Below are 22,962 nucleotides of genomic sequence, written 5' to 3'. Positions count from 1 at the left end.
GCGAGTCAGTACGGTAGATACATGAGCTATACGGAGTCTCCAGCCCTGGCCAACCACCTTATGGACACTGTTCTTCCGGTCCGCCCTGCCCTGGTGGATCGCGGCTCCGCAGCACGGCTCAAGCCGGGAATGGTGGAGGAGCTTATTGCCTCGGGGACGGCCAAGGCCATAGTGATTTCACAACGCCAAGCCTTGGTAAACGGCCAAGGCTTGTGGTTCGGCGATGCCCTCACTCTGTGGCAGGGGTTGAACCAGTCCGGGCCGGGGAACGTCCTCCCGATCTACCTGGGCACCACCTTGGGCCCGTCGTCGGTTCCGGAAGGCACCCCCGTTGTCCTCTTCTCCGTGCGTGAACAGTTGACCCTCGGTTCACTGGCTCCGGCAGATACGCAGTGGGCAGGTTTCCGGGATGTCGCGGGGCGGCTGGATGCAAGCGACACCGCGCTTTTTGTTGAGGCCAGTGCCATCAGCAACTGGCATGCCACGCATACGCATTGTCCGCAGTGCGGCACACCTACCGACGTTGAGGCCGGCGGTTGGGTCAGGCGTTGCCCCGCCGATAACTCGGAACACTACCCGCGCACGGATCCGGCGATCATTGTCACGGTGGTCGGGCCTGATGGCCGCTTGCTCCTGGGCGGTGGCGGTCCGGCGGATGCAAAGAACTATTCAACCTTGGCCGGTTTCGTTGAACCGGGTGAGTCGTTGGAACAGGCAGTCGTCCGGGAGATCGGCGAAGAGGTTGGCGTCCGGGTCACCGCCTGCCAGTACCTGGGTTCGCAGTCATGGCCGTTTCCGGCGTCCTTGATGCTGGGGTTCACTGCCACCACGGACGACGCCGTTGCCCGGCCCGACGGCGTTGAGGTTACCCGCGCCCGGTGGTTCAGTCGCGAAGAACTGCAGGATGCCGTGCTGCGTGGCGAGATCACCATTTCCACGCGGCTGTCCATTGCCCGTTCCCTGATAGAGCACTGGTACGGCGGAGTGATCGAAGACCTCCAACCGTGATCGAAGGAATGACGCCGGCCGACGGGACACTTGAGGACAGAATCCTTGGCGGCCTGGACGAGGAACAACGCGAGGTAGCCAGCACCCTGACGGGGCCGATCTGTGTCCTGGCCGGTGCCGGCACCGGCAAGACCCGTGCCATTACGCACCGCATCGCGTATGGGGTGCATTCGGGCGTGTACTCACCACAGCGGCTGCTGGCTGTCACCTTCACCGCCCGCGCTGCTGCTGAAATGCGCAGCAGGCTCAGGGACCTTGGCGTACCCAACGTGCAGGCACGCACGTTCCACGCTGCGGCGCTGCGGCAGCTTCAGTTCTTCTGGCCACAAGCCATCGGGGGCACGCTGCCCAGCCTCCTCGACCACAAGGCGAACATGATTGCGGAGGCCTCCCGCCGCCTTCGCCTGAGCACCGACCGCGCATCCATCAGGGACCTCGCCGCGGAAATCGAATGGGCGAAGGTCTCCATGCTGACGCCAGCCAATTACCTGGAAAACGCGCAGGGCCGCGGTACTCCTGGCGGCTTGGACCTCACGGCCGTCTCGCGCGTGTTCCAGGCCTATGAGGACATCAAAACGGACCGGAACGTCATTGACTTCGAGGACGTCCTGCTGATTACCGTTGGGATCCTGCAGGAAGATCCCAAGGTGGCCGCTACGGTGCGGGAGCAATACCGCCACTTCGTGGTGGATGAGTACCAGGACGTCTCACCGCTGCAACAACGGCTTCTGGATCTCTGGCTCGGCGAACGCGACGAACTGTGCGTGGTGGGCGATGCCAGCCAGACCATCTACTCCTTCACCGGTGCTTCCCCCCAACACCTCCTGGGTTTCAAGGCGCGGTACCCCAAAGCCACGGTGGTCAAGCTCATCCGCGACTACCGGTCAACGCCCCAAGTGGTCAAGCTGGCCAATGACCTCCTTGGCTCGCGCCGGAGCGGCGGCCCTGCGGCCGATGCAGCCTGGGCGCCGCCGCTCAAACTTGTTGCCCAGCGGCCTGTAGGACCCGATCCCCGGTTCGTGGAGTGCCCTGACGACGAGGCAGAAGCAGCAGTCGTGGCAGGGAAGATCCAGGAGCTGCTCAACGCCGGAGTCAAGGCCAGCGAGATCGCTATCCTGTTCCGGACCAACGGCCAATCCGAAGCCTATGAACAAGCGTTGGCCTCGGCAGGAATCGGCTATCAACTCCGCGGCGGAGAGCGGTTCTTTGCACGCAAGGAAGTCCGTGACGCCATCCTCCAGTTGAGGGCGGCTACCCGGGCAGTGGCGGAGGGCCCGCAGGAGACCCTCGGCCAAGTTGTGCGGGACATCATCGCTTCCCTGGGTTATACGGAGAATGCCCCGCACAGCGGCGGGGCGTTGCGCGAACGGTGGGAGTCCTTGGCGGCGCTGGTGGCATTGGCGGATGAGCTTTCCGCCACCAGGGGAGAGAGCTTCACCCTCGCTGAGTTTGTCAATGAGCTCCAGGAACGTTCCGTGGCCCAACACGCTCCCACGGTGCAGGGCGTTACCCTTGCCTCCCTGCATGCCGCGAAAGGCCTGGAATGGGATGCCGTTTTCCTGGTAGGGCTTAGTGAAGGCCTCATGCCCATTTCTTTTGCCGATTCACCCGAGGACGTGGACGAGGAACGCCGGCTGCTGTATGTCGGGATCACCCGGGCCCGCGAACACCTCAACCTGTCCTGGTCCACTGCCCGGACGCCCGGCGGCAGGGCAAACCGCAAGCCGTCGCGGTTCCTTGACGGCCTTCGTCCTGACTCGGTGGCAACCGCCAACGCCCGGAGCAGCGCCGGTAAGCCGCGGCGAAAAGCGGCTGCCCCGGCGTCGTGCAGGGTTTGCGGCAGCATGCTTGCAACCGGGGCGGAACGGAAGGTCGGACGCTGCAACCAGTGCCCGCCGTCGTACGAGGAACAGACCTTCGAAGCATTGCGCCAGTGGCGCCGCGAGGAGGCACAATCAGCCGATGTGCCTGCATACGTCGTCTTCACCGACGCCACCTTGACAGCTATCGCCGAGGCCCGGCCCGGGTCCTTGGAGCAGTTGGCCGGGCTGGCAGGCGTGGGGCCATCAAAGCTGGAGCGGTATGGGGAAGCAGTACTGCAGGTTATTGAACAGAGTTCCGGACACTGATGGCTGACGACATCCCGCTGCGCACAGAGGAAGGCGCCCCGGTGCTCGTGAGGCGCTCCGCACGTCGGCGAAGGACCGTAGCGGCGTTCTGGGAAGACGGCAATGCAGTGGTGGCCATTCCCGCCTCCTTCAGCAAAGCCCAGGAACGTGAGTGGGTGCGCCGCATGCTGGCCAAGTTGAAGACGCAGGGGGAGCGCCGTGCGGGCGGCTCGGGTAAACGCCGTCCGGCCACCGATGAGGCGCTTGCCCAGCAGGCGGACTATCTATCCCGGACCTACCTGGACGGCAGGGCAGTCCCGACGTCGGTCCGCTGGGTTACCAACCAGAACTCCCGATGGGGATCGGCGACGCCGGCCGATGGAACCATCCGCCTTTCCCACAAGTTGCAGCCCATGCCCCAGTGGGTCATCGATTACGTCCTTCTTCACGAGCTGGCGCACCTCCTGGTGGCCGGGCACACGGCGGATTTCTGGCGTCTCCTGGAGGCCTATCCGCAAACCCAGCAAGCCAAGGGTTTTCTCGAAGGAGTCGCCTTTGCCACCTCGCGTGGCTTGAACCCGGAGTGATCTAAAGAGCCCCGACGCCGGACAAACAAAAAGCAGTGGCCGCTTACGCAGGGCGGCCACTGCCGTAGCTGTTGGCTCCGGGGTTTCTTCGCGGAGCCGTTACTTCGTTGGTCCGGATTCGGAGTCCGGGTCTCCATCCTCAGGGGCCTTGGGCTCGTCCGGGGCCGCGGCATCATCCCGGGTGTCGTAGCCGCCGCTGAGCAGTTTCTGCAGGGCATCGTCCACTTCGCTGTCGCTTGCCTCAGCAAGCCGGCGCCGTTCGGAGAACCCGTTGGGATCGTCCAGGTCCTCGCCCGTGGGCAGGAGGTCCGGGTGGTGCCAGATGGCGTCCCGGCCCTCTATGCCGCGCTCTTGCTTGAGGGTTGCCCACAGTGTTGCGGCATCCCGAAGACGCCGGGGCCGCAGCTCCAGCCCCACAAGGGAAGAGAAGGCGTGTTCGGCAGGGCCGCCGGTTGCGCGGCGTCGCCGAACCATCTCGCGCAGCGCCGTCGCTGAAGGCAGGACCTTCTCTGTGGCCTCGGCGGTGAGCTCGTCCACCCAGCCCTCGACCAACGCCAGTGCGGTTTCCAGTTTCTCCAGGGCTGCCGTCTGCGCCGGGGTCCGTTCGGGAGTGAAGACGCCTTGCGACAGGGCTTCCTGGATACCCTCCGGGTTGCTCGGATCCAAGTCCCTGGCGAGGTCTTCGACCCGGGACATGTCAATGTGGATGCCGCGGGCGTAGGCCTCGATGGCCCCCAAGAGGTGTCCGCGAAGCCACGGTACCTGGACGAAGAGCCTGGCGTGGGCAGCTTCGCGGACGGCGAGGAATAGCCGGATGTCGTTCTCCGGCAGGCTCAGTCCTTCGCCGAACTTCGCTACGTTGGCAGGCAGGAGCGCCATTTCCAGGTCCGCCAAAGGAACGCCGATGTCCGTTGAGCTGACGACTTCGGCGGAGAGCGCGCCGATTGCCTGTCCAAGCTGCATGCCGAAGATCGCTCCACCCATGTTCTGCAGCATCGAGGAAGCGCCGCCCATCATCGACTTCATTTCCTCGGGCATTTGCTGGCTGAGGGCGTTCGACAGGGCGTTTGCGACGCTGTTGGCAACAGGTTCCGTAAGGCGCTTCCACGTCCCCAACGTCGCCTCGACCCATTCGGCACGGGACCACGCGCGGCCGATCAGTCCGGTTGAGGGAAGGTCGGTCACAGGATCCAGCCACAGTTCCGCCAGTCGAAGGGCTTCATCGATCTCGCGCGCCTGCTGGGAGTTCACCGACGGATCGCCGCCGGCAGCCGCCACCCGCCGGGCATTATCGTGGGCGAGTTGCCAGTTGACAGGACCGTCAGAGGTGGAACTCATCATGGCCTGGACCTGTGCGAACATCTGCTGCAGCAGGTTGGGGTCGTTGGGCAGCCCGGCGGCCTTTGCCAGTTCGGCCGGATCGATGTTTCCCATTCCCTGGCCGCCCATCAGGTTCTGCAGCATTTCCGCTAGCGGATCCTTGGGGGTTTCGTCGTCGTTTGACGGATTGCTGGGGTTTGAAGACATGGTGCCGCCGATCGTCGAACTGGCTGGTGATCACTTTCACCGTACCGCGCGCCGGAGGGGCTGTCTGCCTGCGTGGTGCGCCGTTCGCTGTAGGCAAAGAGGCCTTCCGGGTTTACGAACGCGTAGTGTGGATGCTTGGTATGTTCCCTCTGCCGCCGTAGCGGCAGGAGAGAAAATTGGCCGTCAGGCAGTGGCGGCATAGAGAGGCACCAATGCTTACTTCGCCCAGCCCCGAAGGTTCGGTTGACCCGCGTCAAACGCCCGATGCCGATCCCACGTCCGCGGCGCCCGCGCCTCCGGGCGGCTCCAGCCGATACATGATGATGGTTGTTTCGGGCCTAGTTGCGCTGGGCCTCGGTTTGGGAGCCGCTGCCCTTCCGGTTCCTTACGTGGTGGAGTCCGCAGGCCCGACGTTCAATACCCTTGGCCAGGACGGCGATAAACCTGTCATCACGGTGTCCGGCCATGAAACCTACCCGGCCAAAGGTAACCTCGATCTGACCACTGTCCTGATGGCCGGTGGTCCGAAGAGCCCGGCAAGCATCTACGATCTTTTCCGTGCGTGGCTGGATAAATCGAAGGCTGTCTATCCGGAAGAACTGATTTATCCCAAGGGCACCACCGCGGAACAAACCGTTCAGCAGGGCGAGATCGCCATGGAGACTTCGCAGGAGAATGCTGTTGCTGCGGCACTGCGTGAGCTGGACATTCCCTTTGAGCAACGGTTGACGGTCGCGGGGCTCTCTGACGGGTCTCCTTCATCAGGCAAACTGCAGGAGGGTGATCGCCTCCTTGCCATCAATGGCAAAGCCATCACGTCCATGAGCGTGGTCCAGGCCGAACTCTCCGCCGGGGCCGGGGCGCCGGTGGTCGTCGGGATAGACAGGAACGGATCCACGACGTCGGTCACGGTGACGCCAACCAAGAATGCCAGCGACCGTTACGTCCTGGGAGTTCTGCTGTCCAGCGATTTCACCTTCCCTTTCGACGTGAAGATTTCCCTGGACAACGTGGGTGGCCCCAGCGCGGGCATGATGTTCGCACTGGGCATCGTCGACACCCTTACTCCCGGTGACCTCACCGGCGGCCGGCATGTGGCCGGAACCGGCACCATCACTGCGGACGGGGCTGTTGGGCCCATCGGGGGAGTAGCGCAGAAGATGATCGGGGCCAGGCAGCATGGAGCGACGATGTTCCTCGCCCCCGCAGCGAACTGTGCAGACGTCGTGGGAAACGTCCCGGATGGTCTTCAAGTGGTGAAGGTGGAGACCTTGGCGGATGCCAAGGCCGCCGTGGAGCGGCTCGGCTCGGGCCAGGACACATCGGGCCTCCCCACCTGCGCAAACAACTAGACTGGCCGTGGAACTTAGCTCCGCCGCCACTCGTGGCATATATGACGGCTTCACCTGCACCCAGCTGGGACGGCCGTCGAACACCCGCATACCGACTTTCAACTGACGACCAATGAGGTACAGAGTTTGTCCCGTCCCGCCAGCTCCAGCCCACCCGGAAGATCGCCGCTGAGACGAGGTGCCCTGACCCCGACGCTCATTGTCGTGGCCGTGGCGGTCGTCGGGTTCATTTTCTTCGCCAATGTGTGGACAGATGTCCTGTGGTACCAGCAGTTGGGCTTCTTCGAGGTCTACATCCGCGAGAACCTCGCCAGGATCATCACGTTCATCGTCGGCTTTGCCATGATGTTCGCCGCCGTCTTCTTCGCAATCCGGATCGCCTACCGGTCCAGGCCGGTGTATGCCCCGGATGCCGAAGCCCGCGACAACCTCAACCGCTACCAGGCGCAGCTGGAACCTGTGCGCCGGGTCGTCATGGTCGGCCTGCCTATCCTTTTTGGGCTCTTCGCCGGCAGCGCTGCCGCCAGCCAGTGGCAGAAGATTCTTCTGTTCTTCAACCAGGAACCCTTCGGACAGGCGGATCCCCTATTCAACCTTGACATCAGCTTCTACCTGATGTCATTGCCCCTCCTTGGCTTCGTCACGGGATTCCTGATCAGCATCGCGGTGGTTGCCGGTATTGCCGGCATCCTGACCCATTACCTTTACGGCAGCATCCGGCTCATGGAGCGCGGGGTCTTCACCAGCCGTGCAGCCCAGATCCACATCGCCGTCACCGGCGCACTGTTCCTGCTGCTGCTTGGTGTCAACTTCTGGCTGGACCGTTACACGACGGTTCAGAGTGCCTCCGGCCGCTGGGCCGGTGCGCTCTACACGGACGTCAACGCCGTGGTGCCAACCAAGGCCATCCTGGCCGTGGCGGCAGGCCTGGTAGCTATCCTGTTCATCGTCGCCGCAGTCATCGGCCGTTGGCGCCTGCCGGTCATCGGCACCGCCATGCTGATCATCACCGCGATCCTGGCCGGCGGCGTCTACCCCTGGGTGATCCAGCAGTTCCAGGTACGCCCGTCGGAGAACACGCTGGAACGGGAATTCATTTCCCGCAACATCAATATGACCCGTTCCGCCTACGGTCTGGACAAGATCGAGGTATCGGCCTACAACGCCACGACGACGGCGCAGAGCGGTGCGCTTGCCAAGGACGCCCAAACGGCCGCGAACATCCGCCTCCTGGACCCCAACCTTGTGTCCTCGGCGTTCTCCCAGCTGGAACAGTACCGTCCGTATTACCAGTTCCCGCAGACGTTGAACGTCGACCGTTACACGGTGGACGGAAAGGTTCAGGACACGGTGATTGCCGTGCGCGAACTCAACCCTGATGGTCTGAGCGCCAACCAGCAAACCTGGGTGAACCGGCACATCGTCTACACCCACGGTTACGGCGTAGTAGCGGCCAAGGGCAACAAGTTCACGGTCGACGGCAAGCCGGAGTTCCTGCAGTCCGGTATCCCGTCCAGTGGTGTCCTCGGCAACGACACTTCCTACCAGCCGCGCATCTATTTCGGCGAGAATTCGCCTGAATACTCCATTGTGGGCGCTCCGGAGGGATCACCCCACCGTGAGCAGGACCGGCCGGCCGGGCGTGAAGGCACCGGGGAAACCCAGTACACCTTCACTGGAAACGGCGGACCGAATGTTGGCAACTGGCTTAACCGGATTCTCTACTCCATCAAGTTCCAGTCCTCGGACCTGCTTCTGTCCGACGGCGTCAACGAGAAATCCCAGATCCTGTACGACCGCAACCCGCGCGAACGTGTAGAGAAGCTGGCGCCTTACCTCACGGTGGACGGCAATGCCTACCCGGCTGTGGTGGATGGTCGCGTGAAGTGGATCGTGGACGGTTACACCACGAGCCAGTACTTCCCGTACTCCCAGCCGCAGCAGCTGCAGAACGCCACCGCTGACTCCCAAACGACTGCCGGACGAACGGTTGCCTTGCCAAACAGCTCGGTCAACTACATCCGTAACTCGGTCAAGGCGACTGTTGATGCCTACGACGGCTCGGTGACTCTCTACGCATGGGATGAACAGGATCCGCTCCTGAAGGCATGGCAGAAGGTCTTCCCGACGACGCTGAAGCCGTACACGGAGATGTCCGGTGACCTTATGAGCCACGTCCGCTACCCGGAGGACCTGTTCAAGGTCCAGCGTGAACTCCTGGGCCGTTACCACGTGACCGACGCTGACAGCTTCTACCAGAACAACGATGCCTGGAGCGTTCCGAACGATCCCACGGTCTCGGAGCCGGTCAAGCAGCCGCCGTTCTACATGTCGCTGCAAATGCCCGATCAGGACAAGCCAGCGTTCCAGCTCACCTCGTCCTTCATTCCGCAGACCGTCAACGGAAATGCGAGGAACATCCTGTATGGCTTCCTGGCTGCTGATTCCGACGCCGGCAACGTCAAGGGTGTGAAGGCGGACAGCTACGGCAAGTTGAGGCTGTTGCAACTTCCCACTGACACGCAGGTGCCGGGCCCCGGCCAGGCGCAGAACAAGTTCAACTCCGATCCCACCGTGTCCCAGGCATTGAACCTCCTGCGACAAGGAGCCTCGGATGTATTGAACGGCAACCTGCTGACGCTCCCCGTGGGCGGTGGCCTGCTGTATGTGCAGCCGGTCTACCTGAAGTCGACGGGTGAGACGTCGTACCCGACGCTGCAGCGCGTCCTGGTGGCCTTCGGCGACAAGATCGGCTTCGCGCCAACGCTGGATGAGGCGCTGGACCAATTGTTCGGCGGCAATTCCGGTGCGAAGGCCGGGGACTCCGATAACAATGGCCAGACTCCTGCGACTCCGCCGGGTACCACCACGCCTGAGGCTCCGGCGGACGCCAAGGCCGAACTCAAGGCGGCACTGGATGAAGCCAACAAGGCCATCACGGACGGCCAGGCCGCTCTCGCCAAGGGCGACTTCGCCGCTTACGGAACCCAGCAGACCAAGTTGTCGGAGGCCTTGAAGAAGGCACTCGACGCCGAGGCCAGGCTGGGAGCAACTCCCGCACCTTCGGCGACGCCCAGCGCTACGCCGTCGCCCTCCCCAAGTAGCTAGTCCGTATAGCAAGGCCGGTGCCCGCTCCCACCAGGAGCGGGCACCGCTTTTTAAGGAAGCCTGTGCCGATTCTTAAGGAAGCCTGTGCCGAAGCGTTTACAGGAGACTGGCGCTGGGCTCCCGGTCAGGGGAGACGCACATCACGGCTCCAGGATTTGGACTGCCGGTCCGCGGACGGTAATGTTGTTGGTGCGACGCGGGGTGGAGCAGTTCGGTAGCTCGCTGGGCTCATAACCCAGAGGTCACAGGTTCAAATCCTGTCCCCGCAACTGGAGAAGAAAGTCCGGATCAGTTTTACTGATCCGGACTTTCTGTTTTCCCTGGGGTTTTTTTGGACCCCATGTTTGGGGTTAGCGGCCCGCATATTTTCATGAACCCCGAATTATTTTGTGACCGCATATTTTTCGCGGACGCAGATCCGCGACGTGATCTCGGGCACTCCGGGGCTATATGGTCATCAGCACCCTGCCGCTTAGGGTATTGTTGTTTCAGCGACGCGGGGTGGAGCAGTTCGGTAGCTCGCTGGGCTCATAACCCAGAGGTCACAGGTTCAAATCCTGTCCCCGCAACTGGAGAAAAGATCCGGATCAGTAATCACTGGTCCGGATCTTTTGTTTATGCGTGTCCAGCACCGTCCCGATGCGGTGCTAGCATCGATTCCCGAACAGCTGGGCACGCCGATCACCGGAAAGGGCCAATGGTCGAAGAAGACTTCACACAAAAGCTTGAGGGCCAGGTCCTGGAGCGGAACAGTCCCGTGGCCGTGTACCAACAGGTGGCCGATGTCCTGGCGGACCACGTCAGCCGCCTGGAGCCGGGTGCGAGGATTCCCACGGAGGAGTCGCTGATGGAAGAGTACGGAATCAGCCGCACCACCGTCAGGAAGGCCATGGAAACCCTCGTAGCCAAGGGGCTCCTTGTGCGCCGCCAGGGCAAGGGAACATTCGTCATGGCGCAGCGCCCTGCCCGCATGCTCAACCGGCTGGCCCCCTTCATGGAGACCTTCACGGCTGCCGGGATGAAAACGGTGAAGGGGTTGATCGAGTACAAGTGGATGGAAAAAGACAACACCGTCCCTGCCAAGCTCGTTTCCGCGGACAACCTTGTCCTGGTCATCCGCCGTTCCTACTCCAGTGGAGGATGGCCCTACGCCATAGCGGAAATCTTCATCCCGTCCCATATCGGCCGGCACATCAGCCTTGCTGACGCAGAACGGAACTCCATCTACCAGGTGATCCAGGACAGGACCTTGAAACCCCTGCAACGGGCCGAGATCACCGTGACCATGCACGCACCGCCCGAGCACCTTGCTGACGCCCTGAATGTGCGGGAGTTCCCGGTAGTGCCGCGGCTTGAGAGGACCACCCTGGGTGCCGATGACGAAGTCCTGGAGTGCACTGTGACGTACTTCCATCCCAACGGTTTTGAGATCCGGGCCGAGGTGGCCACCGAAGCGGCCCCGGCCCGGCCCACGACGGACCCGGCAGCGTTTCCGGTTCCCTGAGCACGCGCGGCGGGTAGGGAGCCCAATCATCCCGGCGTTAAGCAAAACTGGCCGGCCCTTAGAGGACCGGCCAGTTACTCGACTCAGTGATCAGTGACCCGAGGCAGTGATCAGAGCTTGTCGAAATCTGCTTCGTCGATGGTTACACCGCTGGAGGCGGGGGCGCCGCTTCCAATGGCAGGCTTGCTGCCACCGGACTTGAGGGCTGCCAGGCGTGCTTCAATCTCAGTCTGCTCTCCCAGATCTTCGAGCTGGTTGAACTGTGCGTCGAGGCTGGAGGCAGCCAGTTCCTGCTGACCGAGGACCTTGGCCTCCTCGCGGCGGATCTTCTCTTCGAAACGGCCCACTTCGCTGGTGGGGTCCATGATGTCGATGCTCTTGAGGGCGTCGTGGACCTGGGACTGTGCGGCTGCGGTTTTGGAACGGGCTACCAACTCGTTGCGCTTGGCGGTGAGCTGGTTCAGCTTGTTCTTCATCTGGTCAAGGCCGCTCTTGAGCTTGTCCACCACCTCGGTCTGCGAAGCGATGCTCGGCTCCGCTGCCTTGGCCTCGGACTCGGCTGCCATCTGGCGCTGGATGGCAACCTTGGCGAGGTTGTCAAACTTCTCGGCATCCACGGTGTCACCGGAAGCGCGGTATTCGTCGGCCTTGCGGGAGGCGGCCAGCGCCTTGTTGCCCCAGTCCTGGGCGTTCTTGACGTCCTCGTTGTAGTCGGCCTGCAGCATCCGGAGATTGCCGATGGTTTGTGCCACTGCGGACTCGGCCTCGGCAATATTGTTCGTGTAGTCGCGGACCATCTGGTCCAGCATTTTCTGCGGATCCTCAGCCTGGTCCAGCAAAGAGTTGATGTTTGCCTTGGCGAGCTGTGCGATCCGACCGAAAATGGACTGCTTAACCATGGTGTTGCCTTTCGTCCTGCTCAGTGGAAGCCACTGAAATCAGTGATCAGTTGTTGTACCGCTTAGGTGAATGGGGCCAGGGGCCCACCTGGTTCGTGGTGGCGGGAACCAGTTTGTGTTGCCTAGAAGCTGCCGGAGTCGCCTCCGCCGAAGTCGCCTCCGCCGCCCCATCCGCCGCCGGAGTCGCCACCGAAGAAGCCTCCTCCGCCGCCGTCGCTGTGGCCACCGCCCCATCCGCCGCCTCCGCCGTTGAGGATGGAGTTGATCAGGATGCCACCCAGGATGGCGCCGCCAAGTCCGCCGCCGCCTCCGCCGCCTCCGAACATGCCGCCACGGCCGTAGCCCTGGTCGGCGTAGCCGAAGTGGTCGACGTCGGCCTGTGCCAACTGTGCCGCCTGCGCCGCGAGCGAGTGTGCCTGCTGTGCGTAGGTCAGTGCAGTGACGGGATCATTGCGGGAGATGGACAATGCGTAATCCAGGTTCCGTTGGGCCTCTGCCAGCCGGGTGCGTGCCTCGGTGCCGACCCCACCGCGGCGTGCGGTGATGTAGTCGCTGGTTGCACTGATCTGGGCTTGGGCAGCCATGATGGTCTGCTGCAACGAGGACTGTGCGCGGCGCGCCTGTTCCTGTTGGTCCCGGATGCCGGAGAGGGCCTGGTCCAGGGCCTGATGCGCCGTTTCCACCCGCGTCAGGGTTGCGATGGGATCGATCTTTCCGCTGCTGATTTCATTCTTGACCTGCGCCAGGGCTGCTTCAACGCCAGCTACCGGTCCGGCGAGCTCGGGGTGCTGTCCGGACTGGATCATTGCCCTTGCCTGCGCCAGGTCCTGGCTGGTTTCGGCCACGGCGCTTTCGAGCGAGTTCCGGGCTTCGTCCAGGCTGCCGGCGGTCTTGGAGATCGCGTCGATCAGCACGTTGGTCTGATGAAGGCTCTCTTCGGCGGCGCGCACCGCAACAGCAGCAAGGCTGTTTTCGCCGGAAGCGAGTTTCTCCTGGGCTGTTGCCGCCGCGTTCTGGACGAACGCGAGCCGCTCCTTGGCCTGCAGGATGTTGTCGGAAACCTGCGCCGACGCGGAGTCCGCGTACTTTGTCCGAAGAGCCTCGAGAGACTGTTCGGCGCTGGCAATTCGTGCGTCCGCTTCCCGTGCCCCGTTCGTTACTGCCGCGAGTGCCTGGGGAGCGTTCTTCTCCAGTTCGCGAAGTGAATCGAAATCGGCTTTCTGGTCACGGAGGGAGGCCAGCGCGGCCTCGGAACGACGGATGATCTCGCCGAGCCAGCTCCGCTGCTGTTCCTCGGTGTCGGGGATATGGTCGTCGAGCTGCTGCTGCAGCTTGAACGACTCCGTCATGTGGTTCTTGGCTTCCTGCAAGGCCTTGGTGAAGTTGCCGATGGCTGCATCGCCGTACTGTGCCTGCGCAAAACCGAGTTCCTGCTCGCTGGACTTGATGGCGTCATCCGCCTCGATCAGCAGCGATCCGCTCTTTTGGCGAAGCTCGGGGATGCTGAGGCCTGCCAAGGGGTCCAGCTGCCCGCTCTGGGGACCATAGCCGGCGTCGGAAGACTGGCCGGCCTTTTTGCGCCGATTCCGCAGGTACAGGTAGGTTCCAGCACCGGCGACGGCCACAGCGCCGACTCCCACCAGGACGCCGGCTCCGCTGTTGCCACTGGGAACGGTGCCGCTTCCGCCGCCGGCGGCGTCGCCGATGGCGGCTGCGGTGTCAATGGCTGCCTGGGCGTAGTCCTTCTTGCCGCCGGCAAGGTTCGCGACAATGGCATTCTGTGTGATGTTGGTGCGCTTGGAGTAGATAGAGCTCTGGGAATTCGGGGCGAAGTAGTACTGGCCGGCAGTCGATATCGCCAGGATGACGTCCGCCTTGCCCATCTGCTTCTTCTCGGCCACGGCCTCGCCCCAGGCCTTGGGATCGGAGGGGTTCTCGAAGGAGTTAACCGTCACCACGTAGAGGTTGTACTTGTGGTCCTTGAGCGTCTTCTGAATGGCGTCCTGGACCTCGCCCTTCCGGCTGCCAAGGACGTTGGCGTCATCGACGATGTTTGTGCCGGATGGAATGGTGACCGGGTCCGCAGCCCAGGCCGAGCCGGCCGGGAGGGCCAGCACTCCAGCCACGCCAATCACGGCGAGTACACGTTTCACTATTGACCGCATGTGCAACCCTTCAGCACGTCTGCGACTGGAACAGGGCGAACCAATCGTCACAGAATGCTCAGCGCCCCCACGCATGGTGTAAAGCCGCAGGTCGCTGTGGCAATTCCTCTTGATTCTATGGTGCACCCCATACCCCGTCCACAGGGCTGAATATGCCACCAGCGAAATACAGGAGAAACCCCGAAGTTCCGCGCGTTGAAGCCTTCAGCGCCGGTGGGGACAGCGTGTTCCCGGGAAGGAAAGTGGCCTTTCAGTAAGCTCCCAGCAAACGTCCGAAATTGTTCCAGTCAACGGGTCCATAGTTGAGGTAGGTCAGAACGAAAGGACACCCCCATGACGGAGAACCCAGCTCAGGGAAATGCACCGGAGAACCGCGAGCCTTCGGCGCCACGGGACGGTACGGGCACTTCCGATGCCAACCCCACCCGGCAGCAACCCGCAGCCGGCTCCGGCTACGGAGCTCCTGCCCAGCCCACTGCCCCTTTGCCGGCGTTCCAGCCGGGCGCCGAGGGAGGCCGCCCCGCCGCCGGCCCGCAGTTCGCCCAGCCCCAATACGGACAGGCTCAGCACGGCCAGCCCCAAACAAGCCAGTCACAGCACAGTCAACCCCAACACGGCCAAGCGCAGCCCGGAGGCTACCAGCATTCGGACCGGGCCCCGTACGGCGGAGGCTACCCAGCTACCGGGCAACGGCCCGAGTACCCCCAGCGCCACCCGTTCTACGGCGCACAGTCCACCGGCGGCCACGACCCAAACAGCAGCCACGCACAGCAGGGCCAAGGCAGTTACCACGCCCCTGGCCAGCAGCCCTCCGGGAAAACGAAGGCCAAGCCGGTCTTCGGCGTCGGGACGCTGGTTGCCAGCATCCTGGCAGCGGGCCTCGTGGGCGGCGGAGTGGTGGCTGGTACCAGTGCGCTGATGGATGAGCCTGCCACGGCGTCCTCCAGCAGCGGCCAGTCCAGCACCCTGATCGTGAACAACAAGGACGACGTCAACGTCATTACGGCTGCTGCCGCAAAGGCGTCACCCAGCGTTGTCACCATCAAGGCCACCAGCGGTAATGAAGGTGGCACGGGCTCAGGCATCATCATTGATGACCAGGGCCACATCCTGACCAACACCCATGTGGTGACGCTGGACGGCGCTACGTCCAACGCCGCGATCGAAGTTCGTACCAGTGACGGCAAGGTCATGAAGGCCACGATCGTGGGCACTGACCCGCTGTCCGATCTCGCGGTCATCAAGGTATCCGACGCCTCCGGGCTGGTGCCGGCCACGCTGGGTGATTCCTCCAAGATCAACGTGGGGGACACCGCCGTCGCGATCGGTTCGCCGCTTGGACTCACCGGCACGGTGACCGACGGTATTGTCTCAACGCTCAACCGGACCATCAGCGTTGCCTCTTCCGCCGTTCCCGAGGACGGGCCGGACAACAGCCAGGGCAACGACGAGGGCTTCCAGTTCGCTCCGCCGAACGGCGGCCAGAGCCAGCGCTCGGCGAACGAGGGATCGATTGCCATCAACGTGATCCAGACGGACGCCGCCATCAATCCGGGCAACTCCGGCGGCGCCTTGGTCAACAGCAAGGGCGAGATCATCGGCGTCAACGTCGCCATCGCCTCGGCTGGCAGCGGCAATTCCGATTCTTCGACCGGCAACATCGGTGTTGGGTTCAGTGTGCCGATCAACCACGCGAAGCGGATTGCCCAGGAAATCATCGACAACGGGAAGGCCAGCCACGGACAGTTTGGCGTGTCGGTCAGGTCAAAGTCGTCCACGGGCGGCAATTCCGGTTTCTCGGTGGGCGCAGAAGTCGCTTCAGTGACCGCGGACTCGGCGGCCGCCAAGGCCGGCATCAAGGTAGGGGACGTCGTCACCAAGTTCGGCGACTACGCCATCAGCGACCCCAACCAGCTGACTGCCGCCGTCCGCGAACAGCCGGCCGGTGCCAAGGTCAAGGTCACCATCGAACGCAACGGCCAGTCACAGGAAGTCGACGTTACGCTCGACGCCGCCAAGTAGGCCGGACCCAGCGTAAAGCTGGACCCAACGTAAAGTACGACGGCGGGGGGCACCATGGGTTGGCAACCAACCCATGGTGCCCTCCCGCTCCGGGCGTCGGCCGCGGGCGAGGACCGATCCTGAAACAGGAGTTAACCCCGCAATGGTTTTTTGCGGGCAATATGCTTAGCTAGGGGGAGCCCACGCGTTTGGGCGTTTCACGGCCACGTTTACTGCGGTTGGCCGTCCACAAGCATGGAAGGCTGCTTCGAAGACAGTGGAAGAGACATTGAAGATTGTCGTTCTGGTCAAGCACGTCCCGGACGCCCAGTTCGACCGGCACATCACAGGACCGGGCAACACCACGGACCGTGACGAAAGTATCTTGTCCGAACTGGATGAATACGCCCTCGAGGCCGCGCTGCAACTTGCTGAGGAACGCGGCGGCGCCAAGGCCGGCAACGAGGTCATCGCACTGAGCATGGGGCCCTCCGGGGCCGTGAACTCCGTCAAGAAGTCGCTGCAGATCGGTGCCTACTCCGGAGTGCACCTGAGCGATGACGCCTTGGCAGGATCCGACGCCGCTGCCACGTCCTTGGCCCTTGCCGCCGCCATCCGCCACATCTCCTCCGACGGACGTCCCGTGGACCTGGTCCTGACGGGCATGGCTTCCACGGACGGGGAGACGTCCTTGGTTCCCGCGCAGCTGGCCGAGCGCCTCGGCCTCCCGCAGCTCACCTTCGCCTCCACATTGGAGGTCAACGGCCGCACTGCCGTGGCACGCCGGGATGCGGGGACGCACTCGGAAACAGTGGAAGCGCAGCTGCCCGCGCTCGTCTCTGTCACCGATCAGATCAACGAGCCCCGGTACCCCAACTTCAAGGGCATCCTGGCCGCCAAGAAGAAGAAGATCGCGTCCCTGACGCTGGCCGACGTTGGAGTTGATGCCTCCCAGGTGGGTCTCGCCGGATCCTGGACCGTGGTGGAAACGGCAGAGGCCCGGCCGCCGCGGACAGCAGGCACCATCATCAATGACGAAGGCGACGCCGGCATCAAGCTGGTCGACTTCCTGGCCGCACAGAAGCTGCTCTAAGAGGACTGCACACATGGCAAACGCACTTGTTTTCATTGACAACCCGGGAGCATCGCTCAAGAAGAGCAGCCTGGAACTCCTGACTCTCGCCCGCCAGCTGGGGGAGACCGCCGTGGCGGTCAACGGTGAACTGAACGACGACGCCGCGGCGACCCTGGGCGCCTATGGCGTCACTGCCGTGTACCAGCCGTCGTCGAACGATCTGGGCGATTACCTTGTGGGGCCCAAGGCCGCTTACCTTGCCGCCGCTGTGGCGGCTTCGGGAGCAACCCGCGTGCTCCTCGAAAACTCGCCCGAGGGCAAGGAGATCGCCGGGCGGCTGGGCATCAAGCTCAGCGCCGGAGTCATCACGGATGTTGTTGGCGTGGAAGCCGATGGGACAGCCCATAAGTCTGTCCTGGCCGGCTCCTACAACACCTCCGCCAAGGCCACGACGCCAGTTGCCGTGCTGACTGTCAAGGCGAACTTGATTGAACCGCAGCCTGCAGATACCGCTACCACGCCGGAGGTTGCCAAGGTGGAAGTTCCGGCCGACGCTACCGCGGCGGCAGCGCGCATCTCATCCCGCGAGGCCAAGCCTGCCTCCGGCCGTCCGGACCTGAGCGAGGCCCGGATCGTGGTGGCAGGTGGCCGCGGTGTTGATGGCGACTTCGGACCGCTGGAGGAACTGGCGGACGTCCTGGGGGCTGCCGTTGGCGCTTCACGAGCCGCAACGGATGCCGGTTGGATCGGCCACGACGCCCAAGTGGGCCAGACCGGCGTCACCGTCTCGCCACAGCTCTACATCTCTGCGGGTATCTCCGGAGCGATCCAGCAGAAGGCCGGCATGCAGACCTCCAAGGTAATCGTGGCCATCAACAAGGATGCCGAATCTCCGGTGTTCGAGATCGCCGACTTCGGGATCGTTGGAGACCTCTTCAAGGTCCTGCCCCAGGCTACAGCCGAGATCAAGAAGCGGAAGGGCTAGTTCCTTGGCTTTTGACGTTTCGTCATCGAAGAGCCCGTTCAATGCCTCCACGGAGCGCGTTGAGCGGGTGCTTTGTTTTACTGCCCACCCGGATGACATCGACTTCGGAGCTGCCGGCACCATTGCTGCCTGGACCGCTGCGGGCGTCCAGGTAAGTTACTGCATCATGACCGACGGTGACGCGGGCGGGTTTGATCCCGTGGACCGTGAGCGCATCATTGAGCTCCGGGCCGAGGAACAACGGCACGCGGCTTCCCTGGTAGGAGTGCAGGATATCCACTACCTGCATGAGCGGGACGGGTACTTGGAGCCGACACACGAGGTCATCAGGCGGGTGGTGGAACTGATCCGCCGGATCCGTCCCCAGATTGTCCTGACGATGCACCCTGAACGGAACTGGGACCGGATCCAGAAGAGCCACCCCGACCATCTGGCAGCGGGCGAGGCCGTGACACGGGCAATCTATCCTGCGGTAGAGAACCCGTTCGCCTACCCGGAACTCGCCGAGGCCGGCCTAGAGGCTTACAAGCTGCCCTGGCTATGGTTCATTTCCAGCCCCGGATCGCTGGAAAACCACTTTGTTGACGTCACGGACCACGTGGACTCGAAGCTGGCGGCCATCCGGATCCATGCGAGCCAGCATCCCGACGTGGCGCACATGGAACGCGTGGTGCGGAACAACCTGATCGCGAACGGAGGACGCGCGGGCTTCCCTGAAGGCCGGAGTGCTGAGGCGTTCCACGTGGTGGCTGTCAACGGAAACAGCACCATAGCAGGGTTCTGATATTGCCCTGATGTAACCCCTGCCATATGCTTGACCTCGGTTAAATCATATTTATTTGAGGAAGGCGGACTTTGATGGCGAAGACTGCACAACAGCCCGTTCTGGTGATCATGGGGGTCTCCGGTTCCGGCAAGTCGACGGTAGCGGGCGTGCTCGCAGGCAAGCTTGGCTGGGACCTGGCCGAGGGCGACGACCTGCATCCGGAAGCAAGTGTGGCAAAGATGCACGCGGGACAGGCGCTCACTGACGAGGACCGCTGGCCGTGGCTCGGCACCATCGCGGACTGGATCAAAGCGCACACTGCCGCAGGCACTCCGGCCATCATTACGTGCTCCGCCCTGAAGAAGAAGTACCGGGACGTCCTCCGGGGCGAGGGCGTGGTCTTCGTGTTCCTGCAAGGCAGCAAGGACAGGATCTCGGACCGGCTTGCTTCCCGGCACGGTCATTTCATGCCGACGTCCCTCCTTGAATCGCAGTTCGAAGCGCTCGAAGAACCGACCGAGGACGAGAACTACGTTTCGCTGTGTGTTTCGGCCTCGCCCGCCGAAGAGGCGGACGAGGTCATCGAACGCCTTGGTCTCCACCCGGTTGGCGCCGGCGCGGGCTGACGCGGGCGGGTGCCTGCAATCAAGCGGAGCCGAGCGGTACCACCAGGACCGGGTCGCTGGTGGGGGCCTGCGATCCGCCGGTGGGCTCCACCGTAATTGCCACGGAAGACGCCGCGGAAAGTCCCTTCACCACAGCAGGCTTTGAGAGGGTTTCGGCATCCATGGTGCCTTGCGGGACAGGAGCCGAACCGTCCTTGGGGAGGGTCCACAGCTGATACACCTTGCCTGATGGGGCAGGGGCTACGCCGTCCATAAGGACCACGAAGGAGTCTTTCGCAGACGACGCCGAGATGGTGGCGGTGCCGCCGCCGGGAACGTCGGCCGTCTTCTTCTGCACGTCCTGGGCTTGGAGGACCTGGGCGACGGGATCGTTCTGGCCTGCCATGTAGCCGCCGATGCCGACGCCGGCCACGGCGATGACAGCTGCGGCTGCAGCTCCGATCAACCAGCCACGGGCACCCCCAAGGCGACGTCTTTCGGCGCGTTTGGTCCGTGCTTCGTCAAGATCCGCGACGGCGGCCGGTGCTGCAGGTTTGTCAACCACCACAGCTGCGCCCGGCCCTTGTTCGGCGTCAACTCCCTGGGCGCGGGGCTCGTGGGCGATCTTTTCCATCAAGTCGTGGAACAGGCGGGCCGGGGGCTCTTCTTCGGCGGTAAAACTGATGGCCAATGTTTCCCGGGCCTGCCGGACGCGCTCAAGGAACTCAGGTCCTTCGGGAGCGTCCTTGATGTAGTCATCGATCAAAGCACGTTCGGAATCCGTAACAGCGTCCAAGGCATAGAGTTCTGCCAACTCCAGGACACGGCCTTCGGCCAGGTCGGTTGCGATGTCGTTCGCGAACATTTTGCGGATGAATCCTCCACTGCTTTCGCTCAAGTCAGCCCACCCCCAAGCACGTCTTGAGGCGCAGGAGGCCGTCCCGGATCCGGGACTTGATGGTCGGCACGGCTGCGCCGAGTTTTTCTGCGACTTCCCGATACGTGAGGCCGCCGTAATAGGCCAACCGGACAGACTCCTGCTGGGTTTCGGTCAGTGTTCCCAGGCAGCGGCTCACAGCTTCGGCTTCGAGGTTGGTTCCAACTTCCTCGGCCACGACGTCATGGTCGGGATCCTGGCTTGCCGCACTGTACCTGGCTTCGCGGTCCGAGGCGGCCTGGACTGCCCGGACGCGGTCAATGGCCCGGCGGTGGGCGATGGTCATCAACCAGGCCATGGGGCTTCCCGCCGAGGAATCGAACTTGGCAGCGCCCTGCCACACCTGCATGAAAACTTCCTGGGTGGCATCCTCGCTGAGGTCCGGGTCGATCAGGACGCGTTTGGCCATCCCGTAAACGCGTCGGGAGGTGAGCCGGTAGAAATCCGCAAAGGCCTGCTGGTCGCCGTTGGCAACCAACTCAAGCAAACCGGCCAACTGCGAACCCACGTCAGTTGCCGGGGCGGTTTCAAAAACCGGGGGAGCGGGGTTGTTGGGGGTGTCCATCACGTTCAAGCATATGTTGTCCAAGGGCTGACGTGCAGGCCAACCGGGCCCAGATACTGTCGCTGGAACATTGTGTGGCGGCATGCCCCTCTCCAGCGTACTCACATGCGTCTCCTTCCCGGCCTTCGGCGGCTTTTTCCCGCATCAGGTATTCGGAGCCGCAGCCGGTCCGGATGGCTACAGTTTGGCTCCGGCGAAGCCGTTCTGGCGCCATGCCTCGAACACGGCGATGGACGCTGCGTTGGCCAGGTTGAGCGAGCGCAGGGAAGGAAGCATGGGCAGCCGGACGCGTGCGGTGACGTGCGGGTCCTGCTTCAACCACTCAGGCAAGCCGACGGATTCGGGCCCGAAGAGCAGTACGTCGCCCTCTTGGTACGCGATATCCGTGTAGGTTGTGTCGCCGTCGGACGTGAATGCGAAGACGCGTTGCGGCTGGAGTGCAGCCCAAGCGGCGTCAATGTCCTGATGAACGGTCACGACGGCGAGGTCATGGTAATCGAGGCCGGCACGGCGAAGTTTTGCGTCCGAGAAGTCGAAGCCCAGCGGCTCAACCAGGTGGAGCTCAGCGCCGGTGATGGCGGCAAGGCGGATGGCATTTCCGGTATTGCCGGGAATTTCGGGAGTGTGGAAGAGGATGCGGAACACCGTCCCATCCTAGCGATGCCGGGAGCGGCTGCAGGTCAGTGCATGCCCCGCAGCAAGCGTGCCAGGACCGGCACAACCACGGTGTTCGGCGCCGGCCCGGAACTGAGGAACTGCTTGAGCCCCCGGGCCAGGCCTGCACCGTTGACTATTTCTACTCCGCCTCCGGAACGGGATTTGCCGTAGTGGTCGATCACGGGCTCGTGCAGATTGCCGTCGGGGCTGTGCAGGACAACCCACCCGGTGACGTTGAGCTCGGGAAAAAGGTCCTGCATGTGCCTGACGATGTGGGCCAGTTGCGGGGGAGCGATGGAGCGGCCGCCGTGGCGCAACGATTGGCCGTCCCAGGCATAGGCACCCTTGGGGAGCAGCATCGAGCCGACCAGGGCGAGCCGGTATCCGGACAGCACGGCGTGGTCAATGTGGTTGTTGTCCGACGGGGACCGCAGCCCGTTGATGAGCCTGGCCGCAGGAATAGCTGACAGGACCTGTTTGCTGATGAGCTGGACTGTCCGCGTTTCCCGCTGGATACGGGCTTCTGCCCCGAAGATGCCCCGCCTGCGGGGCATGCCATGCACTTGCTGCACGGCCTCTGCCCGGGAAATGAGGGGAACTTCGTTGGGGTCATCGAACGCGGGAACGTACACCGGGGCGTCCCCGGCGGTGTTGCGGGGGGACTGCGGGCGCCTGACTCCTGCGGAAGTGGCGGACCCGCTGGCAGGTCCCTCGTAAGCTGCTGCTCCGGAACGGCCCGGGGCCGGGGTATTGGCGGCGTACCTGCGGTCGTACTCCGCCCGGCGGCGCGGGTCGATCAGGGTTTCGTAGGCCAAGGTAACCCGGCGGAAGATCTCAGCGTCTCCGCCATGGTCCGGGTGTGCCTTCCTGGCGGCCTTGCGGTAGGCCTGTTTGATCTCCTTGTCCGTCGCGGTGACGGACACGCGAAGGACCTGGTAATGCGAACTGTTGCCCTCGGCCAAGCACAGGCCCTTCTCTAGTCTGGTGCGTCCCTCCTTGCATCCACAGAGGAGGGGCGCGGTTCGGCCAGTTTATCCAGCCAACAGTTGAACGTTCGCAGCGGTGGCTCTGGTTCCCGGCAGGGCGGCTAGACTCAGTCGGGCAGGACAGCGA

General features: G+C 63.4%; 18 protein-coding genes and 2 tRNA genes. 13 read left to right on the top strand and 7 right to left on the bottom strand.

Annotation, left to right across the window (positions count from 1 at the left end):
• Positions 1-21: 21 nt before the first annotated feature.
• Genes nudC through RI444_RS14715 form a run of 3 tightly spaced genes read left to right on the top strand, consistent with a single transcriptional unit; the run spans position 22 to position 3,703 of the window.
• Positions 22-1,008, top strand: coding sequence for an NAD(+) diphosphatase (nudC, locus tag RI444_RS14725; RefSeq protein ID WP_031216337.1), 987 nt, complete (start codon positions 22-24; stop codon positions 1,006-1,008).
• A gap of 8 nt (positions 1,009-1,016) precedes the next feature.
• A complete protein-coding gene (locus RI444_RS14720) occupies positions 1,017-3,137 on the top strand; it encodes an ATP-dependent DNA helicase UvrD2 (RefSeq protein ID WP_031216339.1) in 2,121 nt (706 codons plus the stop codon).
• Positions 3,137-3,703: a M48 family metallopeptidase gene (locus tag RI444_RS14715; protein WP_021471828.1), complete on the top strand. Its 567-nt coding sequence runs from the start codon at positions 3,137-3,139 to the stop codon at positions 3,701-3,703. The genes RI444_RS14720 and RI444_RS14715 overlap by 1 nt, the downstream gene beginning before the upstream one ends.
• Positions 3,704-3,802: 99 nt before the next feature.
• Here the strand turns inward: RI444_RS14715 and RI444_RS14710 are convergent, their stop codons facing one another.
• Entirely contained in the window at positions 3,803-5,230 is a 1,428-nt protein-coding gene (locus RI444_RS14710) for a zinc-dependent metalloprotease (RefSeq protein WP_207605805.1), read from the bottom strand.
• Between the two features lie 212 nt (positions 5,231-5,442).
• Here RI444_RS14710 and RI444_RS14705 point away from each other — a divergent pair, with 212 nt between their 5' ends.
• The 5 genes from RI444_RS14705 to RI444_RS14685 all read left to right on the top strand — a co-directional run bounded on the left by RI444_RS14705 (position 5,443) and on the right by RI444_RS14685 (position 11,194).
• Entirely contained in the window at positions 5,443-6,582 is a 1,140-nt protein-coding gene (locus tag RI444_RS14705; RefSeq protein WP_021471830.1) for a PDZ domain-containing protein, read from the top strand.
• Between the two features lie 126 nt (positions 6,583-6,708).
• Positions 6,709-9,690 carry a UPF0182 family protein gene (locus tag RI444_RS14700; RefSeq protein ID WP_207605806.1) on the top strand — a complete coding sequence of 994 codons (2,982 nt, stop codon included), beginning with the start codon at positions 6,709-6,711 and terminating at the stop codon, positions 9,688-9,690.
• Positions 9,691-9,885: 195 nt separating this feature from the next.
• Positions 9,886-9,959 (top strand) — tRNA-Met (locus RI444_RS14695).
• 226 nt (positions 9,960-10,185) lie between these two features.
• Positions 10,186-10,259 (top strand) — tRNA-Met (locus RI444_RS14690).
• A 128-nt stretch (positions 10,260-10,387) separates the two neighbouring features.
• A complete protein-coding gene (locus RI444_RS14685; protein ID WP_062097302.1) occupies positions 10,388-11,194 on the top strand; it encodes a GntR family transcriptional regulator in 807 nt (268 codons plus the stop codon).
• A 110-nt stretch (positions 11,195-11,304) separates the two neighbouring features.
• Here RI444_RS14685 and RI444_RS14680 read toward each other — a convergent pair whose 3' ends face one another.
• Positions 11,305-12,093 (bottom strand): PspA/IM30 family protein, encoded by a 789-nt coding sequence (locus tag RI444_RS14680; protein ID WP_062097300.1) that lies wholly within the window; start codon positions 12,091-12,093, stop codon positions 11,305-11,307.
• Between the two features lie 122 nt (positions 12,094-12,215).
• A complete protein-coding gene (locus tag RI444_RS14675; RefSeq protein WP_021471834.1) occupies positions 12,216-14,258 on the bottom strand; it encodes a TPM domain-containing protein in 2,043 nt (680 codons plus the stop codon).
• Between the two features lie 333 nt (positions 14,259-14,591).
• Here RI444_RS14675 and RI444_RS14670 point away from each other — a divergent pair, with 333 nt between their 5' ends.
• The 5 genes from RI444_RS14670 to RI444_RS14650 all read left to right on the top strand — a co-directional run bounded on the left by RI444_RS14670 (position 14,592) and on the right by RI444_RS14650 (position 19,711).
• Positions 14,592-16,280 carry a S1C family serine protease gene (locus RI444_RS14670; protein ID WP_021471835.1) on the top strand — a complete coding sequence of 563 codons (1,689 nt, stop codon included), beginning with the start codon at positions 14,592-14,594 and terminating at the stop codon, positions 16,278-16,280.
• Positions 16,281-16,548: 268 nt separating this feature from the next.
• Positions 16,549-17,352, top strand: coding sequence for an electron transfer flavoprotein subunit beta/FixA family protein (locus RI444_RS14665; RefSeq protein WP_021471836.1), 804 nt, complete (start codon positions 16,549-16,551; stop codon positions 17,350-17,352).
• 13 nt (positions 17,353-17,365) lie between these two features.
• The gene (locus tag RI444_RS14660) at positions 17,366-18,319 is read left to right on the top strand and encodes an electron transfer flavoprotein subunit alpha/FixB family protein (protein ID WP_069695179.1); all 954 of its coding nucleotides are present in this window, start codon (positions 17,366-17,368) and stop codon (positions 18,317-18,319) included.
• A 4-nt stretch (positions 18,320-18,323) separates the two neighbouring features.
• Positions 18,324-19,103: a PIG-L deacetylase family protein gene (locus RI444_RS14655; RefSeq protein WP_069695178.1), complete on the top strand. Its 780-nt coding sequence runs from the start codon at positions 18,324-18,326 to the stop codon at positions 19,101-19,103.
• A 74-nt stretch (positions 19,104-19,177) separates the two neighbouring features.
• Positions 19,178-19,711, top strand: a complete 534-nt coding sequence (locus tag RI444_RS14650; RefSeq protein ID WP_207605807.1) for a gluconokinase — start codon at positions 19,178-19,180, stop codon at positions 19,709-19,711.
• 19 nt (positions 19,712-19,730) lie between these two features.
• Here RI444_RS14650 and RI444_RS14645 read toward each other — a convergent pair whose 3' ends face one another.
• The 4 genes from RI444_RS14645 to RI444_RS14630 all read right to left on the bottom strand — a co-directional run bounded on the left by RI444_RS14645 (position 19,731) and on the right by RI444_RS14630 (position 22,811).
• Positions 19,731-20,555 carry an anti-sigma factor gene (locus RI444_RS14645; protein ID WP_021471840.1) on the bottom strand — a complete coding sequence of 275 codons (825 nt, stop codon included), beginning with the start codon at positions 20,553-20,555 and terminating at the stop codon, positions 19,731-19,733.
• A gap of 34 nt (positions 20,556-20,589) precedes the next feature.
• Positions 20,590-21,192: an ECF RNA polymerase sigma factor SigK gene (gene sigK / locus RI444_RS14640; protein WP_031216344.1), complete on the bottom strand. Its 603-nt coding sequence runs from the start codon at positions 21,190-21,192 to the stop codon at positions 20,590-20,592.
• A gap of 177 nt (positions 21,193-21,369) precedes the next feature.
• On the bottom strand, positions 21,370-21,837 hold the full coding sequence (locus RI444_RS14635; RefSeq protein ID WP_021471842.1) for a tRNA (cytidine(34)-2'-O)-methyltransferase: 468 nt from the start codon (positions 21,835-21,837) through the stop codon (positions 21,370-21,372).
• A 35-nt stretch (positions 21,838-21,872) separates the two neighbouring features.
• On the bottom strand, positions 21,873-22,811 hold the full coding sequence (locus tag RI444_RS14630) for a J domain-containing protein (protein ID WP_062097292.1): 939 nt from the start codon (positions 22,809-22,811) through the stop codon (positions 21,873-21,875).
• Positions 22,812-22,962: the final 151 nt, after the last annotated feature.

Origin of the sequence: Paenarthrobacter sp. AT5 (assembly GCF_032764245.1) — a bacterium.
Taxonomy (GTDB): domain Bacteria; phylum Actinomycetota; class Actinomycetes; order Actinomycetales; family Micrococcaceae; genus Arthrobacter; species Arthrobacter ureafaciens.
Note: the sequence above shows the minus strand (reverse complement) of the source record. Positions and strands in the feature narration are given on the sequence as shown.

Bases quoted from the DNA above. Each gene is read 5' to 3' on its own strand.
- nudC (WP_031216337.1), top strand. From the start codon at position 22: ATGAGCTATACGGAGTCTCCAGCCCTGGCCAACCACCTTATGGACACT.
- RI444_RS14720 (WP_031216339.1), top strand. From the start codon at position 1,017: ATGACGCCGGCCGACGGGACACTTGAGGACAGAATCCTTGGCGGCCTG.
- RI444_RS14715 (WP_021471828.1), top strand. From the start codon at position 3,137: ATGGCTGACGACATCCCGCTGCGCACAGAGGAAGGCGCCCCGGTGCTC.
- RI444_RS14710 (WP_207605805.1), bottom strand. From the start codon at position 5,230: ATGTCTTCAAACCCCAGCAATCCGTCAAACGACGACGAAACCCCCAAG.
- RI444_RS14705 (WP_021471830.1), top strand. From the start codon at position 5,443: ATGCTTACTTCGCCCAGCCCCGAAGGTTCGGTTGACCCGCGTCAAACG.
- RI444_RS14685 (WP_062097302.1), top strand. From the start codon at position 10,388: ATGGTCGAAGAAGACTTCACACAAAAGCTTGAGGGCCAGGTCCTGGAG.
- RI444_RS14680 (WP_062097300.1), bottom strand. From the start codon at position 12,093: ATGGTTAAGCAGTCCATTTTCGGTCGGATCGCACAGCTCGCCAAGGCA.
- RI444_RS14675 (WP_021471834.1), bottom strand. From the start codon at position 14,258: ATGCGGTCAATAGTGAAACGTGTACTCGCCGTGATTGGCGTGGCTGGA.
- RI444_RS14670 (WP_021471835.1), top strand. From the start codon at position 14,592: ATGACGGAGAACCCAGCTCAGGGAAATGCACCGGAGAACCGCGAGCCT.
- RI444_RS14660 (WP_069695179.1), top strand. From the start codon at position 17,366: ATGGCAAACGCACTTGTTTTCATTGACAACCCGGGAGCATCGCTCAAG.
- RI444_RS14650 (WP_207605807.1), top strand. From the start codon at position 19,178: ATGGCGAAGACTGCACAACAGCCCGTTCTGGTGATCATGGGGGTCTCC.
- RI444_RS14645 (WP_021471840.1), bottom strand. From the start codon at position 20,555: ATGTTCGCGAACGACATCGCAACCGACCTGGCCGAAGGCCGTGTCCTG.
- sigK (WP_031216344.1), bottom strand. From the start codon at position 21,192: ATGGACACCCCCAACAACCCCGCTCCCCCGGTTTTTGAAACCGCCCCG.